General features: G+C 71.6%; 16 protein-coding genes and 1 pseudogene. 8 read left to right on the top strand and 9 right to left on the bottom strand.

What is annotated here, in order from left to right; translation table 11 throughout:
- Positions 1–48: 48 nt before the first annotated feature.
- Both ACFYO2_RS36110 and ACFYO2_RS36105 read left to right on the top strand, forming a co-directional pair.
- On the top strand, positions 49–1,269 hold the full coding sequence (locus tag ACFYO2_RS36110) for a hypothetical protein (protein WP_388357862.1): 1,221 nt from the start codon (positions 49–51) through the stop codon (positions 1,267–1,269).
- Between the two features lie 249 nt (positions 1,270–1,518).
- On the top strand, positions 1,519–2,526 hold the full coding sequence (locus ACFYO2_RS36105) for a phosphatase PAP2 family protein (RefSeq protein ID WP_388357859.1): 1,008 nt from the start codon (positions 1,519–1,521) through the stop codon (positions 2,524–2,526).
- Positions 2,527–2,646: 120 nt separating this feature from the next.
- Here ACFYO2_RS36105 and ACFYO2_RS36100 read toward each other — a convergent pair whose 3' ends face one another.
- Positions 2,647–2,862: an I78 family peptidase inhibitor gene (locus tag ACFYO2_RS36100; protein ID WP_388357857.1), complete on the bottom strand. Its 216-nt coding sequence runs from the start codon at positions 2,860–2,862 to the stop codon at positions 2,647–2,649.
- A 455-nt stretch (positions 2,863–3,317) separates the two neighbouring features.
- Between ACFYO2_RS36100 and ctaD the strand changes: the two are divergent.
- Positions 3,318–4,844, top strand: a pseudogene (ctaD, locus tag ACFYO2_RS36095) (cytochrome c oxidase subunit I); the annotation flags it as partial.
- Positions 4,845–4,887: 43 nt separating this feature from the next.
- On the opposite strand, the gene ACFYO2_RS36090 reads toward ctaD, so the two are convergent.
- The 4 genes from ACFYO2_RS36090 to ACFYO2_RS36075 all read right to left on the bottom strand — a co-directional run bounded on the left by ACFYO2_RS36090 (position 4,888) and on the right by ACFYO2_RS36075 (position 8,706).
- Positions 4,888–5,928, bottom strand: coding sequence for a helix-turn-helix transcriptional regulator (locus ACFYO2_RS36090; RefSeq protein WP_388357855.1), 1,041 nt, complete (start codon positions 5,926–5,928; stop codon positions 4,888–4,890).
- Positions 5,929–5,977: 49 nt separating this feature from the next.
- Positions 5,978–6,811 carry a hypothetical protein gene (locus ACFYO2_RS36085; RefSeq protein ID WP_388357852.1) on the bottom strand — a complete coding sequence of 278 codons (834 nt, stop codon included), beginning with the start codon at positions 6,809–6,811 and terminating at the stop codon, positions 5,978–5,980.
- A gap of 91 nt (positions 6,812–6,902) precedes the next feature.
- On the bottom strand, positions 6,903–8,195 hold the full coding sequence (locus ACFYO2_RS36080; RefSeq protein ID WP_388357849.1) for an ABC transporter substrate-binding protein: 1,293 nt from the start codon (positions 8,193–8,195) through the stop codon (positions 6,903–6,905).
- Positions 8,164–8,706 carry a hypothetical protein gene (locus ACFYO2_RS36075; protein WP_388357847.1) on the bottom strand — a complete coding sequence of 181 codons (543 nt, stop codon included), beginning with the start codon at positions 8,704–8,706 and terminating at the stop codon, positions 8,164–8,166. Before ACFYO2_RS36075 ends, ACFYO2_RS36080 begins: the two co-directional genes overlap by 32 nt.
- 131 nt (positions 8,707–8,837) lie before the next feature.
- Here ACFYO2_RS36075 and ACFYO2_RS36070 point away from each other — a divergent pair, with 131 nt between their 5' ends.
- The 3 genes from ACFYO2_RS36070 to ACFYO2_RS36060 are packed head-to-tail and all read left to right on the top strand — an operon-like array spanning position 8,838 to position 12,711.
- Positions 8,838–9,311 carry a hypothetical protein gene (locus tag ACFYO2_RS36070; protein ID WP_388357844.1) on the top strand — a complete coding sequence of 158 codons (474 nt, stop codon included), beginning with the start codon at positions 8,838–8,840 and terminating at the stop codon, positions 9,309–9,311.
- Between the two features lie 11 nt (positions 9,312–9,322).
- Positions 9,323–12,019 carry an ATP-binding cassette domain-containing protein gene (locus ACFYO2_RS36065; RefSeq protein ID WP_388358069.1) on the top strand — a complete coding sequence of 899 codons (2,697 nt, stop codon included), beginning with the start codon at positions 9,323–9,325 and terminating at the stop codon, positions 12,017–12,019.
- Positions 12,016–12,711: an ATP-binding cassette domain-containing protein gene (locus ACFYO2_RS36060; protein WP_388357841.1), complete on the top strand. Its 696-nt coding sequence runs from the start codon at positions 12,016–12,018 to the stop codon at positions 12,709–12,711. The genes ACFYO2_RS36065 and ACFYO2_RS36060 overlap by 4 nt, the downstream gene beginning before the upstream one ends.
- Here ACFYO2_RS36060 and ACFYO2_RS36055 read toward each other — a convergent pair.
- Together ACFYO2_RS36055 and ACFYO2_RS36050 are read right to left on the bottom strand one after the other, a co-directional pair.
- Complete coding sequence (locus ACFYO2_RS36055; protein WP_388357838.1) at positions 12,629–13,237, bottom strand: transglycosylase family protein; 609 nt, start codon at positions 13,235–13,237, stop codon at positions 12,629–12,631. The genes ACFYO2_RS36060 and ACFYO2_RS36055 overlap by 83 nt on opposite strands.
- 115 nt (positions 13,238–13,352) lie before the next feature.
- On the bottom strand, positions 13,353–14,015 hold the full coding sequence (locus tag ACFYO2_RS36050; RefSeq protein ID WP_388357835.1) for a transglycosylase family protein: 663 nt from the start codon (positions 14,013–14,015) through the stop codon (positions 13,353–13,355).
- A gap of 538 nt (positions 14,016–14,553) precedes the next feature.
- Between ACFYO2_RS36050 and ACFYO2_RS36045 the strand changes: the two genes are divergently transcribed.
- Positions 14,554–15,336: a hypothetical protein gene (locus ACFYO2_RS36045; RefSeq protein WP_388357832.1), complete on the top strand. Its 783-nt coding sequence runs from the start codon at positions 14,554–14,556 to the stop codon at positions 15,334–15,336.
- A 157-nt stretch (positions 15,337–15,493) separates the two neighbouring features.
- On the top strand, positions 15,494–15,859 hold the full coding sequence (locus tag ACFYO2_RS36040) for a hypothetical protein (RefSeq protein WP_388357829.1): 366 nt from the start codon (positions 15,494–15,496) through the stop codon (positions 15,857–15,859).
- 50 nt (positions 15,860–15,909) lie between these two features.
- Here the strand turns inward: ACFYO2_RS36040 and der are convergent, their stop codons facing one another.
- Together der and ACFYO2_RS36030 are read right to left on the bottom strand one after the other, a co-directional pair.
- Entirely contained in the window at positions 15,910–17,385 is a 1,476-nt protein-coding gene (gene der / locus ACFYO2_RS36035; protein ID WP_388357826.1) for a ribosome biogenesis GTPase Der, read from the bottom strand.
- A 79-nt stretch (positions 17,386–17,464) separates the two neighbouring features.
- The gene (locus ACFYO2_RS36030) at positions 17,465–18,052 is read right to left on the bottom strand and encodes a lysophospholipid acyltransferase family protein (protein ID WP_388358066.1); all 588 of its coding nucleotides are present in this window, start codon (positions 18,050–18,052) and stop codon (positions 17,465–17,467) included.
- Between the last annotated feature and the right edge of the window lie 58 nt (positions 18,053–18,110).

The raw sequence follows: 18,110 nt of genomic DNA, 5'->3' as shown, positions 1-18,110 counted from the left end.
GCGCCCCGGCAGGCCGTCCGGTTCCGTACGCCGTCGATAATCGGGCCCGTGACCGATCTTGAGACGCGCGCGGCCCCGCCCGGCGCCCCGAGCCTGCGCCGGGCGGCGCCGGCCCTCCTCGGGTACGCGGCCGTACGCGCCCTGGGGCTGCTCGCGCTGGCCCTGTGGAGCGCCGCGCGCGACAAGAGCGCGTACACGCTGCTGACGGCCCGCTGGGACGCTCTTTGGTACACGAGGGTCGCCGAGCTGGGTTACGGCTACGAGGTGCGCCTGCCGAACGGCGACGTGCACTCGAACCTCGCGTTCTTCCCGCTGCTGCCGTGGCTGGAGCGGCTACTGGCCGCCGTGACCCCGCTGTCGTACGCCGACGCGGGCTTCGCCGTCGCCCTGCTCGCCTCGGTGGCGGCGGCCTGGGGCATCTTCACGGTCACCGATCACGTCTACGGCCGTCGGGCGGGAATCTGCGCGGTGCTGCTGTGGGCCGTGCTCCCCGTCGGGATCGTGCAGTCGATGGCGTACAGCGAGTCGCTGTTCACGGCGCTGGCCGCCTGGTCGCTGTACGCGGCCCTGACCGGCCGCTGGCTGACGGCGGGCACCCTGGCCCTGCTGGCCGGCCTGACCCGGCCGGTGGGCCTCGCGGTCGTCGCCGCGGTGTGGGCGGCGGCGATCGCGGCTTTCCTGCGGGACCGGAGCGCGGCCGCAACTGCGTCGTCCGTGCCGGACCGTAGCCCGGCGCGACCGGACAGCGCGCACTCAGAAGGACGCGCCCCTGGCGCACGCCGCGCCCTCGGCATGCTCCTCGCTCCCCTCGGCGCCGCCGCCTACGTCCTGTGGGTCGGCCACCGCACCGGCAAGGGCCCGCTCGGCTACCTCGACGTCCAGGCCGGCTGGCGCAACGGATTCGACGGCGGCCAGGCCTTCACCCGCTTCGTCGCCGACAAGTTCACGTCGTTTCCGTCGGCCCTGGCGGGCCTCGGGCTGATCGTCGGGGTCGGGCTGGTCGTCTGGCTGTACGTCGTCTGTGTACGGCAGCGTCAGCCGCTCCCGCTCCTGGTGTACGCGGGTGTCGTCACCGTCCTCGCCCTGTGCGCGTCGAGCTACTTCGGCTCGAAACCGCGCCTGCTGATGCCCGCCTTCCCCCTGCTGCTGCCGCTCGCCCTGGCCCTGGCCCGGCCGCGTACGCGCAGGTCGGCCCTGGTGATCGGGGCGGTCGCCGCGGCATCGGCCCTGTACGGGGCGTTCTGGCTGAACGGCTCCGGCCCGCCCTGACATCCATCGTGACCGCCGCCGGGACACCGTGAGCGCCCGGAGAATTCCACCCCATGATTTGGTGAACGAATTCATAAGCCAAATAAAACCGCAACCCAGAACGATCAAAGGAATTGACGGGCACCGGCGGCCGACATTACGGAATCGCTGGAAGTAAACCTCTCCCTGAGAGGAATCCCACATCACATCGTCATCACAAAGCCGTGGATTCGCCCGGGACCTGAGCTCACTCGCTGTAACGTCGATTGGGTGCGTACCGAACTAAACCTCACCCGTCTGGACCGGGTGTTCGCGAGGCTGGACCGGGAGCCGGAACGGCCGGCCAACATCGACGTGCCGAAAATGAGCCGTCACCGGGTCGCGCTGCTCGCCGGAACCCTGGCCTTCTACCTGGCGATCGTATGGCTCGTGGTGATCACCTCATGGCTGGTCCGTCTCGACTGGCAGGTCATGTTCTTCCGCCCGTACCAGCAGTGGGCCGGCATCCACTGGTTCGTCGACTACTACGTGGTGCTCGGCCAGCGCGGCCCGACCGCGGTGATGGTCGCGGCCTGGCTGGGCTGGCGTTCCTGGCGGCAGCACACGCTGCGGCCGCTGCTGGCCCTGGGCGCGTCGCTGCTGCTGCTGAACATCACGGTGGGTGCCGCCAAGATCGGCATGGGAAGACTCGGACCCCACTACGCGACCGCCATCGGTTCGAACGAGATGGGTCTGGGCGGCGATATATTTCCCAGCGGCCACACTGCCAACGCCGTCGTGACCTGGGGAATCCTGGCCTATCTGGCCTCCACCCCGAGAGCTCGCCGCTGGCTGTCCGCCGTGTCCGCGGTGACCTCGCTCGGCGTCGGCATGGCCACGGTCTACCTCGGTACGCACTGGCTGAGCGACGTGCTCCTCGGCTGGGTCGCGGGCCTGCTGGTCCTGCTGGCGCTGCCGTGGTTCGAGCCACTGATCGCCCGCGCCGAGGACGGGATCTTCGATCTGCGCGACCGCTGGCGCGCACGCGGCGGCATGACGGCACCGGCGCCCCTGTCGCCCGTCGAGACCCCTGTGCGGCTCAAGCCGCGCCCGGCCTCCCAGAACGAGACGGCGGCCCGTGCCGCGGCAGCCCGCGCGCCCGCCTACCTGGCCCCGGGCCCGCACACGGCCCGCTCGGAACGCACACCGGTCACCCCGGTCGGCAGTCGCCGCCCGGCTCCGACCGACCGCGTCGTGCGCGGTACGGCCTCGACGGCCCGTCCCCTGACAGGCGGCTGATCCGAGGCAGCGCGGGGCCCGGTACGCACCGTCCCACCCGCCCACGGCGACGGCCCCGGCTCCTTCCCAGGAGCCGGGGCCGTCGCCGTGGGCGGGTCCTCGGGTCATCAGGTCGATGGGTCAGCCCTTCCAGGCGCGGGCCACCTGTCCGTCCTTCACCTCGAAGTTCAGCCGCCCCACGCGGTACTCCATGGTGATGATCGCCCCCGGCGGCAGCGAGCGCACCGTCGACCACCCCCGCTCGCGCGCGAGCCGTTCGGCTCGGTCGGCGTCGAGGCCGACATAGGTGTCCGGACTGTCCTGGGGTTCGGCTGGAGGAGTCGGAATGGGTGCCATACGGCCACGCTAGGCGCTGTCCGGCGGCCGGGGGAAGCCCGGGCCGCGCACCCGGAGTCATGTATCCCTCCCCTGTCACGCTTCTGTCACAGAATCACGACGCCCCATTCGGCCGCCGCGACATCAGCCGCTGCCACGGCGGGCCGTCACACGTTCGAGCGGTTCCGTAGTCCTTCCGCAGGTATTCGAACGCAATTCTCGCGTGTCGCGCGGACTGCGGGAAAATACCGGCGGAAAGTTCCGGGAGTACCGTTCCCGACCCCTTTCCCCGCCCGATTCCGCCGGGGGCCCGCGGGCGCTGATGCCGCATAAGAAATGCACGGTTTTGGCACAGACCCCCCGTACCCCCCTGTCGGAGCACGCGACGACGCGCGCATCATGGCGTGAGGTCGTGGGTACGCGTGGCGCGGGCTTCAGCGGGCCCGGGGCAGGGCGAGCGAAGGGGCGAGCGAGCGATGGGGACGCAGACCGTGCAGGCGACGGCAGGACCCGTGGCGACCAAGCAGCACGGGCGGCTGGTCGTCGACTGGCTTACCACCACCGACCACAAGAAGATCGGCCATCTCTACCTGATCACGTCGTTCGCGTTCTTCCTGATCGCCGGTGTGATGGCGCTGCTGATGCGCGCCGAACTCGCCCGGCCCGGTCTGCAGATCGTGGACAACCAGCAGTTCAACCAGCTCTTCACGATGCACGGCACGATCATGCTCCTGCTGTTCGCGACCCCGAGCTTCGCGGGTTTCGCCAACGAGCTGATGCCGTTGCAGATCGGCGCACCGGACGTCGCCTTCCCGCGGTTGAACATGCTGTCGTACTGGCTGTTCCTCTTCGGCGGCCTGATCGTGCTCGGCTCGCTCGCGGTGCCGTCCGGCCCGGCCGCCTACGGCTGGTTCGCCTACGCGCCGCTCAACGACTCCGTGCACTCCCCCGGCGTGGGCCCGGATCTGTGGATCATGGGTCTGGCGCTGGCCGGCTTCGGCACGATCCTCGGCGCGGTCAACTTCATCACCACCATCGTCGGGATGCGCGCCCCCGGCATGACGATGTTCCGGATGCCGATCTTCGTCTGGAACACGCTGTTCACGTCGATCCTGATCCTCATGGCGTTCCCCGTGCTCGCCGCCGCGCTGCTGGTCCTGGAGGCGGACCGGCGGTTCGGCGCACAGGTGTTCGACGCGACCAACGGCGGGGCGATCCTGTGGCAGCACCTGTTCTGGTTCTTCGGGCACCCCGAGGTGTACATCATCGCGCTGCCGTTCTTCGGCATCATCAGCGAGGTCATCCCGGTCTTCAGCCGCAAGCCCTTGTTCGGCTATCTGACGCTGGTCGCGGCCACGATGGCGATCACCGGCCTGTCGATGGTGGTGTGGGCGCACCACATGTTCGCCACCGGCGCGGTGCTGCTGCCGTTCTTCTCGTTCATGAGCTTCCTGATCGCGGTGCCCACGGGCGTGAAGTTCTTCAACTGGACCGGCACCATGCTCAAGGGCTCACTGTCCTTCGAGACGCCGATGCTGTGGGCGACCGGCTTCCTGGTGTCGTTCTTGTTCGGCGGTCTGACCGGGGTGATCCTGGCCTCGCCACCGCTGGACTTCCATGTCACCGACACGTACTTCGTGGTCGCGCACTTCCACTACGTCGTCTTCGGCACGGTCGTCTTCGCGACCTTCGCCGGCTTCTACTTCTGGTGGCCGAAGTTCACCGGCAAGATGCTCGACGAACGGCTTGGCAAGATCCAGTTCTGGACGCTGTTCATCGGCTTCCACACCACGTTCCTGGTGCAGCACTGGCTGGGCGCGGAGGGCATGCCACGCCGGTACGCCGACTACCTCGCCGCCGACGGCTTCACCGCGCTCAACACGATCTCGACGATCGGCGCGTTCCTGCTCGGCATCTCGACACTGCCGTTCCTCTACAACGTCTGGAAGACCGCCAAGTACGGCGAGAAGGTCGAGGTCGACGACCCCTGGGGCTTCGGCCGCTCCCTGGAGTGGGCGACCTCCTGCCCGCCGCCCCGGCACAACTTCACCACACTGCCCCGGATCCGCTCCGAGTCCCCGGCGTTCGATCTGCATCATCCGGAGTACGCCGCGGTGACTCCCCAGCCCGAGCCAAAGAGCGAGCAAGCCGGTCGCGAGCCGTCCTGACCGCCTCGGTCAGCTCGGCCGGCTCCAGCACTTCGAACTCGAAGCCCAGCATCATCACGTGGATCACCATCACGTCGAGGCTCGCGGCTCCGGTGCGCAGGATGCAGCTGTGCTCGTCGGAGGCCTCCAGCGTGCCCGCCGAGGGCGAGACCCGCTCCACCGCCTCCTCCAGGGGCACCAGCAGCCGGATGACCGCGTGTGAGGCGTACGCGCGCGTGGAGACGCCCTTGGAGACGTACGCGGCGAGGTCGTCGGCGGGCGGCCGGCGCGGTTCGAAGCGCGGCCCGTGCGGCGGCCTGGGGGTGACGCGGTCGACGCGGAACGTACGCCAGTCGTCGCGGTCGAGGTCCCAGGCGACGAGGTACCAGCGACGCTCACTGCACACCAGGCGGTGCGGTTCGACGCTGCGGCGGGTCGGGGTGCCGTCATGATCGCGGTACTCGAAGCGCAGCCGCTCGGCGTCCCGGCAGAGGTTGGCGAGCTCGGTGAGGACGGCCGGGTCGACGGACGAGGGCACAGGGCCGCGCAGCATCGGCACGGTGAAGGCGTTCAGGGCGCTCACCCGGCGGCGCAGCCGGCCCGGCAGGACCTGTTCCAGCTTGGCGAGGGCCCGGACCGAGGTCTCGCCGATGCCGTCGATGCCCTGTCCGGCGGCCGTGCGCAGCCCCACGGCGACCGCCACGGCCTCGTCGTCGTCCAGGAGCAGCGGCGGCAGCTCGGCGCCCGCGCCCAGCTGGTAGCCGCCGCCGGTGCCGGGGCTGGCGTTGACGGGGTAGCCCAGCTCGCGCAGCCGGTCCACGTCCCGGCGGACCGTGCGTGGGGTGACGCCGAGGCGGTCGGCCAGGTCGGCGCCGGACCATTCGCGGTGGGCCTGGAGGAGCGAGAGCAGGCGCAGCAGTCGTGCCGAGGTCTCCAACATGCGGGCGAGTCTGCCAGCGATCGCGGACAGTGTCTGTCCGCAAGGGGCGTCAGCAGGAGCGGGCTCGGCTCACGGACACCGACAGGTCGTTGTCGCGCGTGTAGTACGGCCCCGCCTCCACCGGTCCGTCCGGTGTCGGCACGCGTGCGCGTGGATAGGTGAACACGGGCTTCTTGTCGGCGACGTCGTCGAGCAGCCGTGCGATGCGTACCCGCGGCCCGGCCTCTCCGCCGGGCCTGAGCCACAGGTCCCAGATGCCGGGCGCCAGGCGCGCGTACGCCACCGAGAAACCGAACGTCGTCTGGTCGACGGCGACTTCGGTGCGCCGGGCGGGGTCCGGGCCGTGCCGGTCGCGCAGTTCGGCGTACGCGTCCGGGGCGAAGCCGGTGCCGTACACCCGTCCCTGGACGGTCAACCCGGCGCGGCCGACGCGCAGTTCGCCGGCCTCGGCATGCGGGGCGCGCAGCCAGCTGCGGACGGTGAGGTTGCCCTTCCGGGTCTCGTACGGGATACGGACGGCGACGTGACCGCGGGATCCGCTCGGGGTGCGGGCGGCGAGTGAGCGCAGGTCGGTGGCGCCGGGGGCGAGGCGCTCGGGCTCGCCCCCGGCGAAGCAGGCGTAGGCGTCCCAGCGGCCCTCGGGCAGGGCGACAGTGCTGGGCAGGGCGGCCCGCAGCCGGCCGTCCGCGGCCGGGGTCAGCGGCAGACTGACCTCCTCGTCCCCTCCCCCGCCCTTGGTCGGGCTCGAGCCCGACCGCCGGCGCAGCACCAGGTGCGCCACGCCGTTCGTCCCGCGCGCGGTGACGTCGAACGTCAGTCCGCCCGCAGAGTCGGCGACGCAGTCGGCGCGCAGCGGTGCGACCCGCGGAGCGGGCATCGTCATGCGACGGGGATCCTCCCTTGGATCAGTACTGTCGGGTTAGACCGCCGTCCGAACGTTTTGGTTGCCTGTCACGGCCTCCTTGCCATCGCCGTCACGGCCGATACGGCAGCTGTGGAACGTCGAAGCAGGTGTTGTCCATGTCCCCTTGGGACACCCATCCCCGGCCGTCCTGCCAGCGGGCCACCGACAGACAGGTCCTGCGGGTCTTCGGCGGTTCGGGCTGCCGCTCGAACACGACCGGGACGAGCAAGCCGTCCGCGGTGTATGCCTCGCCGCGGTTCATGAAGGCGTCCACGCACGCGCGCGTGACGCCCGTTCGGGGGCAGGACCGTGCCGCGTCCGTGAACCACATCGCGGCGGCCCAGCCCTCCAACTGCCACTGTGAGTGCGTCTTCAGGCCCTTCGTGGCGTACCGGAACTCCTGTACGGCCTTGTGGCCGGTGTCCTCGTAGTTGCGGCTGGACGCGGTCGCCCACAGGGCGTTGCGGCAGCGCGGGGCGTCCTTGTAGTCCTCGGGGACGGTGGACGTCCAGTTCTGTACGTTCGTGACCTTGGCGGTGACCTCGACTCCGGCGTCGTCCATCGCCTCGCACAGCCGGGCGTTGCCGTGGCTGTCGATGGCGTCGAAGACGAGGTCGGCGCCCTGTTCCTTCAAGTCGGCCGCCACGGCACGGAAGTTGGGCAACGCGAAGTCGACCTGCTCGGTGACCACCTGGTAGCCCTCGGCCTTCAGCCCCCGCTCGACGAGCGAGGCGTAGGCGGCGGACGCGGCCTGGTTGTAGGAGACGACGGCGGCAGTGCGGGCGCCGTGTTCGCGTTTGAAGTAGCGGTACACCTCGGTGCCGCCGTACTGCTCGCCGTCCCACCCGGTCGTGCCGTCGCGGGGCGCGAGGCTGCCGTAGATGCCGTACAGGTGCGGCCAGGTGTCGTAGGCGGCACCGATGGGCTGGCCGCCGATGTCGGGCACACGCGCGCGTGAGACGCGGGAGGCGCCCTCGTAGTCGAGGGCGGTGGTGGCGACCAGGGCGACGACCTTGTCCTCGTCGATCAGCTTGTGGACGCAGGTGTTGTCGCCGACGCCGCTGCCGCCGTCGTCGCACAGGCGCACCTCCACCGGGCGGCCGTCGATGCCCCCGCGCGCGTTGAGTCGCTCGAAGTAGGCCTTGGCTCCGTCGCGGGGGCCGGTGAAGGCGTTGCCGCCGACCGGGCTGGTGGCACTGGTGATGATGCCGACCCGGATCGGCGTCGCCCGGCCGGGGGCGTTCGTCCGGCCGTCGCGCTCGAAGTCGCTCTCCGGCAGACGGCTGCCGCAGGCCGTGCCCACGAGGAGCAACAGCAGCGCGGCAGCGGTCTCAGCAGCCGGGGAGAGCCGACGCCGAGGCATTGCCGCTCATGCCGACCAGCGCGCAGAGCGTGTTGACGGACACCTTCCACGTGCCGTTCTGCTCGACGGCCGTCCCGGAGGCGTTCGGCAGGGCGGTGGCGCCGTTCAGCATCAGGGTGTACGTCACCGTCGCCTCGGTCGACGAGGTGAACTCGACCTTCGTCACCTCGGCCTGCACCTGCCCGCCGCGCTGGTCACCGCTGAACGCCTGCAGGACGGGGCCCATCCGGTCGCCGTTCTCCAGGACGGCCTGCTTGTCCTTCGTGGACGTGGCCGGATCGAAGAACTTCTGCCAGTTCTGCTTGATCTGCCGCTCGGCCGCCGCGGGGTCGTCCGGAGTTGTCGCGCTCGGCTCCGCGCTGGTGGACGTCTCCACCGAGGGCGAGGGCGGGGTGGTCTCGTCGCCGCCGCTGTCGTCCGAACACGCCGTGAGGGCCGAGGCGAGAAGGAACACCACCGCCACCAGCCATCGGCTGCCGTTGCCCCGCCTGAGGTCGCTCCCGAGAACCATCTGGCTCACCACCGGGTGTCGGTCCGGGCCATGGGCGCCCGGTGCTTTCAGGGTCAGCTTCCAGAAGGCATAGTGCAAGCCATCGGCGCACTTGGCCAGGCAGCCAGACACACGACGTGTGGGAGCCAGAGATGCGGACAGCCCGACTGCGGACCGTACATCCCGTCCTGTGGGCCGGCTGGGCCGCGCTCGCCGCGGGCGCGGTGCTGTGCGTCCTCGGCTGGTACGGCGTCTCGGGCGAGCGCTACGCCGAGCGCCAGCTGCCCTACCTCGCCTCCTGCACGGTCCCCGGAGCGGCGCTGATCATCGCCGGGGCCGTGCTCCTCACCCACGGCCGGGGCGCGCTCGCCGCCGCCCGCGTGGAGGAGCTGTACGGCCTCCTGGTGGCCGCGGAGCCCGCCGACGCCGAGGAGCCCGGGCAGGCGGCGTTCGCGCCCCTGGTCAGCGGGGACCTGCTGATGGTGCCCGGCGGCACGCTGTGGCACCGCGCGGACTGTCCACTGGTCGCGGGGAAGGCGGAGGCCGTGCCGGTCGACTCCAAGCTGGTGGCGAGCGGCGAACTGGGCCCGTGCCCCATCTGCGAGCCCACAGAAGAAACCGACTGATGTCCGCCCTGATGTCCTCCCTGACGTACGACCTCACGCTCGCCGGTCTCTCGGTCGGCAGCGCCGCCGCCCTCACCGGGATCGGCCTGATCGTGACGTACCGCGCGACCGGCGTGCTCAACTTCGCGCACGGCGCGATCGCGATGGTGTGCGCGTACGTGCTGCGGCAGTGCGTGGTCGAGTGGGACTGGCCGCTGTGGGCGGGGGCGGCTCTCACGCTGCTCGTGCTGGCGCCGGGCCTCGGTATGGCGTTGGAACGTTTCGTCTTCCGTCCGCTGTCGGAGCTGGGCAGCGACCCGGCACAGACGCTGGTCGCGTCCATCGGCGTGTTCGTGCTGCTGGTGGGCGGGGCCGCGCTGGTGTGGGGACAGGGCGCCCGGGACGACGCTCCGGAGCTGGTGTCGGCGGACCCGTGGGGGCAGCTGGCGGTGGTCGTGGTGCTGGCCGTCGGCGTCGGTACGGTGATCCGCTGGACCCGCTTCGGGCGGGAGCTGCGGGCCGTGGTGGACGACCGGCGACTCGCCGTGCTCGGCGGGATCGACGCAGACCGGGTGGCCGCGGCGGGCTGGGCGTTCGGCTCTTTCACGGCGGGTCTGACGGGCGTGCTGCTGGCGCCGTACGTACGCCTGGACCCGTACGGTCTGCCGCTGCTGGTCATGGAGGTGGTGGCGGTCGCGGTGGCCGCCCGGATGCGCAGCCTGTCGGTCGCGGTCGCGGTGGCCCTCGGCATCGGGGTGGCGCAGAGCCAGCTGACGAGACTGCACCCCTCGGGCTGGCGCGAACCCCTGCTCCAGGCGGTCGGCGCCAACCTCTTCGTCGTGGCCCTGCTGATCGCGGCGCTGGCACTCCCCCGGATCGGCACACGCGACGCGCTGCCGCGCACGGCCACCGCGCGCGTGCCGACGCCGCCGGGCGCCTGGATCGTGGCCGCCGTGCTGTTCCTGCTGCCGCTCGGCCTCGCGGGCTCGGACCTGCATACGGCGGTCCAGGTGCCGGCGCTGGGCGTGGTGCTGCTGTCCCTGGTGGTGGTCACCGGCCGCGGCGGCCAGATCTCCCTGGGGCAGGCGGCGTACGCGGGCCTGGGCGCGCTCTTCACGGCCCTGCTGGCGGCCGGGCGCTTCCCGGGACTGCCTCGCCTCCCCGAACTGGCCGCGCTGGCCGTGGCGGTCCTCCTGGTCGCCCCGTTGGGCTTGTTGACGGGCTGGCCGGCGATCAGTCGCCGGGGCCTGGCCCTCGCGCTCGCGACCTTCGCGGTGGGCGTCGGGGTGAGCCGCTTCGTCTTCGCCCAGCCGTACGCCGTCTCCGGGTTGTCGCCGGGCCGCCCGGCCGGCTTCGACGGCGACCGCGCGTACTACGTCCTGGAACTGCTCCTGCTCACGGCCGCCCTGCTGGCGACGCACGCCCTGCGCAGGGGCCGCACCGGCCGGGCCCTCGCCGCCATGCGCGACCACGAGGCGGGCGCGTCGGCGGCGGGCGTCCAAGTCCCGTCCCTGAAGCTCTTCGCCTTCGTCGCGGGCGCCGCCCTGGCCGCGCTCGGCGGCGGCATGCTCGGCATGGGCCTGCGCGCCTTCGACCCCGGCGCCTACGACCCCGTCCGCGGCCTGCTCTGGTTCGCCGCGGTCGTCGTCCTGGGCGCCGACAGCACCCTGGGCGCCCTGGCCGCGGCGGCACTGCTGGTGGGGCTCGACGCCGGCGCCCGGGGCGGGGTGGCGGCGGCGCTGATCGGGGTGCTGGCGGTGCTGGTCGGGCGGTTCCCCGGAGGCCCGTACGAGGCGCTGCGGACGGCGGCGGGACGGCTGCGGTTGCGGCGAAGGACGACGCTGACCCCGCTGGGGGAGCGGGTACGGGCGAGACTGCGACCGGCGCAGCAACCGCCTGCCGCCAGGCCGACGGGGCGGACGGCGGCCGCCGTCCCCAGGGATGCAGCGCCCACCGAAGGCGCCGACCACCCACACGGGCCACCCGAACCCGCCGACGGTGCTCCGCCCCCACCAGGGCCACCCGCACCCGCACCCACCCTCACGGCCCGCCACCTCCACGCCCGCTATGACGGCTTCACCGCCCTCGACGGAGTCGACCTCGACGTATCCCCCGGCCGGGTCACCGCGATCGTCGGCCCCAACGGCGCCGGAAAGAGCACCCTCTTCCACTGCCTCGCCGGCACGCACCGCCCCTCGCACGGGCAGGTTCTGCTCGACGGACGGGACGTCACCCGACTCGCCGCGCACGCGCGCACACGGCTCGGCATCGCCCGCACCTTCCAGCAACTGGCCGTTTTCCCGTCGCTGACCGTGGCCGAAAACGTTCGGGTAGGTGCGGAGCAGGGACGCGTCACCGATCCCGGCGCAGTGGAGCGGGCGCTCAGGCTGCTCGGGCTCGACGGACCCGTCCGCGCGCTCCCCGCCGCCGACCTGCCGACCGGCACCCTGCGCCGCGTAGAACTGGCCAGAGCCCTGGCGGGCGGCCCGCGTGTGCTGCTGCTCGACGAACCCGCCGCCGGCCTGGACACCGCCGAAGTCGCCGCACTCACCAAGGTCCTGAGGGCTCTCGCCGCCGACGGCACCGCTCTGCTCGTCGTCGAGCACGACCTCGACCTGGTGGCCGACCTGGCCGACGTCGTGCACGTGATGGCAGCGGGCCGCATCATCGCCTCGGGCCCGCCCGCCCGCGTCCTCGACGCCCTCCGCGCCCAGGAGGCGCCCGCATGACCGCGGCCCTGGAACTGCGCCACGCGCGCGTGCGCTACGGCCCCCTGGAAGCCCTGCACGGCGTCACCCTCGCCGCCCCGGGCCCCGGCGTCACCGTCCTGCTGGGCCGCAACGGCTCCGGCCGTACGACCGTCCTGCGCGCGTTGGCCGGAACCGTGCCGCTGTCCGGCGGCGCGGTGCTCTGGGACGGAACCGACGTGACCCGCGTACCGGCGTTCGAGCGGGCCCGCCGCGGCCTCTGCCTGGTCCCCGAACGGCAGGCGGTGTTCGGCTCCCTCACCGTGCGCGAGAACCTCGAACTCGTGGCCCCGGCATACGACATCGCCGTGGACGCCTATCCGCAGCTCGGGCCTCTGCTCGGGCGCCGCGCCGGCACCCTCTCCGGCGGAGAGCAGCGCATGCTCGCCCTCTCCCGTGCGCTGCTGGCACGCGCGCGCGCGGTGCTCGTCGACGAGCCCACGCAGGGCATGTCACCCGCGGTCGCGGCCCGCACATACACGTTGCTGGCCGCGCTCGACGCGTGCGTGGTCGTAGCCGAGCAGCGGCTGCCGCCCGTCCTGCACGGGCGGGCGGCGGTGGTGTACGAACTGCGCCGCGGGAGCGTGGTGTTCAGCGGAGAGGCCGGCGAGTTCCGGATGCGGGAAGCGGCGGACCGAACACAGCGGAGGCTCGGGCAGAGCCCTTCGGGATGACCAGGAGTGTGCCGACGATCAGCCGATCCGGAACTCGGCCGATGGTGTCCTTGTTGGCCTGGTACAGCGCCTGCCAGCCGCCCTTCACACCATACTTGCGGGCGATCAACGAGAGCGTGTCGCCGTGTTTCACCGTGTCCATAAGGCCCCTGAGCCCGCACCTCCTGGAGCAGACCGGCCACGCCTCCCACCCCTGCACGGCCAGCACCTTCTGAGCGACGGCGATCTGCTCCCTCCGGGTGGCGAGGTCCGCGCGCGGGGCGTACTCCAGGCCGCCGAAGTGCTGCCAGGTCGGCTGTCCGAACTGGAGACCTCCGTAGTAGCCGTTTCCGGTGTTGATGTGCCAGCGCCCGCCGCTCTCGCACTCGGCGATGCAGCCCCAGGGCCACTGGTCGGCGGCGCACGCGGAGGACGCACGCTTCGAGGGCGTACCGGGAGCCGGTGGCTGCGCCGCGGACGCGACCCCGGACGCGAGGACGGAGAGCAGGGCCGTGGCCAGAGCGAACTTGATCGGCTTCGGGTGCATCGGCCCAAGCTAGGCAGCCCGTGCCGCACGGCCGTTGCGGCGCGTCCGGTGCGCCCAGGGGCCCCACCCGGTCGGCGGACCGGGTGGGGCCCCGTACCCGGGGAGGGGGAGCGGCTCAGAGGTCGAGGCGCTGCCCGGGCACGATCACGTCGGGGTCCCCGCCGACGACGGCCTTGTTGGCTGCGTAGAGCCGCTGCCAGGTGGTCCCGTGCCGGGCGGCGATGGTGCTCAGCGTGTCACCCGCGCGGACGGTGTAGTCACCGCGGGACGAGCCGCGGGTCGTGTTCTGGGTCGAGCGCTCCGGCGCCTTCGACGGAGCCGACTTGGTGGTGGCCGCCCCAGAGGTCGCGGATCCCGATCCCGACCCGGAGGCCGAGCCGGCCGCGGGAGCCGCCGGTGCGCTCCCGGCCGCTTGGGCCCGCGCCGAACAGGTCGGCCACGCGCCCCACCCCTGGGCGCGCTGGACCTCGGTGGCGACGGCGATCTGCTGGGACTTGGATGCCTGGTCGGCGGTCGGGGCGTAGACCGTGCCGCCGTACGCGCGCCAGGTGGACGCGGAGAACTGGAGTCCTCCGTAGTAGCCGTTTCCGGTGTTGATGTGCCAGTTGCCGCCGCTCTCGCACCGGGCGATGCGGTCCCACACCCCGCCGTCCGCCGCCGCGGCGTTGCCGGTCGCGGCCAGCAGCCCGAGCGGGGCGAACAGTGCCGCCCCGGCGAGGACCGCCGTCGTACGGGTCTTGCGAACGTTGTCGCGAGTGGTATCGGCACATTCGGACATGAAGTTCCCTCCCGACGGACCCGGGGTCCCCCAAGGCGAGGCGCGACGCCCGCGTGTCGTACGCGTTCGTCGTGCTCCGCCCCGTCCGCCGGAGGCTGTGCTGTGAGCTGGCTTGGTACGGCCGGCGGACGAACCCGAGCGGTGCTCGTTGCACACGGCCGAGGAATGTAGAGAGGGTGACCGCCCGGTATCAACCAACCGCTTGTCACTCCAGGCCAGTACGCCGTTACCTTGGGTATCGGCACTTTTCGGCCACCCACTTCATCCGCCGATTTCCTGATTTATCGACCAGCCACCTCGGTGATCTGTGACTCACCTCACCGAAGCAACTTCCTTGGACATCCGAGGAATTGACGATGAGTGCCGGATTCCGCACCAAGGGTGACGCTGCGCTGTGGCTGGTTCGATTCCGTTCGCCGTGGAGCGTGACCCCCGCCACATATCGGCCGTTGTCTTCTTCATGAGCCCGGGACCCACCCGGTTCACGGGCCGGGAGCCACCCGGTCCCGTCACGCACCACATCCCGAGGGAGCCACCCGTGCCGCGCATGCTCGACGTCAGCGACGAGGTACGCGCCGAGATCGGCGACGAAGAAGCCGACCGGCTGCTCGCCGGAGAGAACACCCCCGGCAGTTACGACTGCACGTCCTGCCGCACCCAGGGCAACTCCGAACAGGAGCGCACCAGCACCGTCCTGTTCATCGGCGACGAGACCGCCGTCCTCGCGTTCGCCCACGCCAGCTGTCTGCCCTCCCAGGTCGTCCAGGTCACGGAGGAGCAGCTCCAGGGGGCGGTGAAGTCCATCACCGGCGACACCGTCGACCTGGAGCCGGACAAGATCGCACCCGAGCAGGCCGTGCTCGGCGTGACCAGCGGACTTGTCCTGATCGCCGGGGAGTTGCACCCGGCCTTGGTGGTCGAGCCGACCGCGCCGATCGTGCGACCCGGTGCCACGGGGGCCGGCGACGACTTCCTGCCGCTGCTCATCGAGCAGGGCTTCATGCCGCTGATGGCGATCGACTCCGCGCCGTCCGTGCTGCACGGGTGGTCGGTGCTGTTGGCCGCGGGGCAGCTGCACGCGGTGCTTCAGCCTTCGGCGAACGGCGGGCAGCCGGTGGCGTGGTGGCAGGCGCACCAGCCGCTTCAGGTCACGGAGAGCTGGCGGGCCGCCGCGAACAAGCACCAGCAGGTGCTGATGTTCGCCGCGCCGGTGGGGTCCATCGGTCGGCAGCCCCGGGAGGATCTGCTGCGGGACGCGCTGGACAAGGCCGCGGCGAACGGGAAGTTGGTCGCGGCCGCGATGCCGCTTGCCGGTACGTGATTGCGCCTGGTGGGAGGGGGCTGCGGATGCGTCGGCGGCTGCGGGTGGTCCGTGACGTGTCGCGCCCACGCGGCGGAGCCGCACATCGATGCGGCCCCGCGCCCTAAAGCCCGCTGGACAACCGCATCTCATGAGGCTCGGGGTCGTTTGGACATACGTGCACACCTACGATGTTCCGCGCCGCCAGTTCCCGTCGCTCCCGTCTGCGCGAGTGGCTCAGGATTCTTCGGGCGGCCCCTCGGCCACGCCGATCTACGACGCGCTCTACGCCGAGTACGTCAAGTCGTTCCGCTCGCTGCCGGGTGACCGCAGCGGTGAGGACGAGCTGGGCTTCACCGCCTTCGGGAACATCCCGCACGCTACGGGCTCGTTCAGCAACGCGTACAGCGCCTACAGCGCGGGGGCCTACAGTGCCCGCCAGCAGTCGCAGTGGCAGCGCGTGGGACAGATCGGGGCGCAGCACAGCACCGGGATGCAGCACGTTCCGGCGGCACTGCCGCCGGGGCCGCGCAGAGGCGTCTGAGACATGAGGAGGGGCGGCCCCGTTCGGGGCCGCCCCTCCTCATGCGTACGTCACTTCTTCTTGCCGCGCTTCTCGCGCACCCGCACCGAGATGTGGATCGGGGTGCCCTCGAAGGCGAACTCCTCGCGCAGGCGGCGCTCGATGAAGCGCCGGTAGCCCGCCTCGATGAAGCCGGAGGCGAAGAGCACGAACCGCGGCGGCTTGGTGCCGGCCTGGGTGCCGAACAGGATGCGCGGCTGCTTGCCGCCCCGGACCGGGTGCGGGTGGGCGGCGACCAGTTCGCCGAGGAAGGCGTTCAGGCGGCCCGTGGGGACGCGGGTCTCCCAGCCGGCCAGGGCCGTCTCGATCGCCGGGACCAGCTTCTCCATGTGGCGTCCGGTGCGCGCCGAGACGTTCACCCGCGGCGCCCACGCGACCTGGGCGAGCTCGGTCTCGATCTCGCGCTCCAGGTAGTAGCGGCGCTCCTCGTCGAGGGTGTCCCACTTGTTGAACGCGAGGACGAGCGCGCGGCCCGCGTCCACGGCCATGGTGACGATGCGCTGGTCCTGCACCGAGATGGACTCGGAGGCGTCGATCAGGATGACCGCCACCTCGGCCTTCTCGACGGCGGCCGCGGTGCGCAGCGAGGCGTAGTAGTCGGCGCCCTGCTGGAGGTGGACGCGCTTGCGGATACCCGCCGTGTCGACGAACTTCCAGGTGACGCCGCCGAGTTCGATCAGCTCGTCGACCGGGTCGCGCGTGGTGCCCGCGACTTCGTTGACCACGACGCGCTCCTCGTTCGCCACCTTGTTCAGCAGCGAGGACTTGCCGACGTTCGGGCGGCCGATGAGGGCGATACGGCGCGGACCGCCTACAGCGGTGCCGAAGGTCTGCTCGGGCGCCTCCGGCAGGGCCTCCAGGACGGCGTCCAGCATGTCGCCGGTGCCGCGGCCGTGCAACGCGGAGATGGGGTGCGGCTCGCCCAGGCCCAGGGACCACAGGTAGGCCGCGTCGGCCTCGCCGCTCTGGCCGTCGACCTTGTTGGCGGCCAGCACGACGGGCTTGCCGGCCTTGCGCAGCAGTCGTACGACCGCCTCGTCGGTGTCGGTCGCGCCGACCTTGGCGTCCACGACGAACACGACCGCGTCGGCGGCCTCGATCGCGTACTCGGCCTGCGCGGCGACGGAGGCGTCGATGCCGAGGACGTCCTGCTCCCAGCCTCCGGTGTCGACGAGCTTGAAGCGGCGGCCCGCCCACTCGGCCTCATAGGTCACGCGGTCGCGGGTGACGCCGGGCTTGTCCTCGACGACGGCCTCGCGGCGGCCGATGATGCGGTTCACCAGAGTCGACTTGCCGACGTTCGGCCGGCCGACGACGGCGAGCACGGGCAGCGGTCCGTGACCGGCCGCCTCGATGGCCCCCTCGACGTCCTCGACGTCGAAGCCCTCTTCCGCGGCGAGCTCCATGAACTCCGCGTACTCGGCATCGCCAAGCGCTCCGTGGTCGTGCTCCTCGCCCGAGCCGTCGGAGTGGATGTGGTCGTTCATGAAGTCCGTACCTCGTTCATCGTGGTGATCGGTGGAACACCCGGTTCATTTGTCCGGTTGATCCACTACTCAGTGTCGCCTAGCGCCCGGTCAGGCGCCTGGCGTTTTCCAGGTGTGCGGTGAGCTGCTTCTGGATGCGTTCGGTCGCCTCGTCGAGCGCCTTGCGCGTACGTCGTCCGCTGCCGTCGCCTGCCTCGAAGGGGTCGCCGAAGACGACGTCGACCCGGCTGCGCAGCGGGGGCAGCCCCTTTATCAACCGTCCGGGCCGGTCGGAACTTCCCAGTACGGCGACCGGGACGATCGGGGCACCGCCGCGTACGGCGAAGTACGCGAGCCCGGCGCGTAGTGCGGCGAAGTCGCCCTCGCCGCGGGTGCCCTCCGGGAAGATCCCGAGGACGCCGCCGTCCGCCAGCACGCCCAGTGCCTGGATGATCGCCGTGCGGTCGGTGGTGTCGCGGTCCACCTTGACCTGCCCGATGCGGAGCAGGAAGGGGTCGAGCGGCCCGATGAAGGCTTCCTTCTTGACGAGGAAGTGCGTGGGCCGGGGCGCCACGCCCATGACCATCGGGCCGTCGATGACGTGGGAGTGGTTGACGGCGAGGATCACCGGGCCGGTCGCGGGGACCCGCCAGGCGCCGAGCACGCGCGGCTTCCACAGCCCGTACATCAGGCCGACGCCGATACGTCTGCCGACTTCGGCACCCTTCTCCGAGGGTACGGACGCA

It is taken from the genome of Streptomyces sp. NPDC006602, assembly GCF_042870385.1.
Lineage (GTDB): Bacteria > Actinomycetota > Actinomycetes > Streptomycetales > Streptomycetaceae > Streptomyces.
This window is presented reverse-complemented; position numbering and strand designations above follow the sequence as displayed.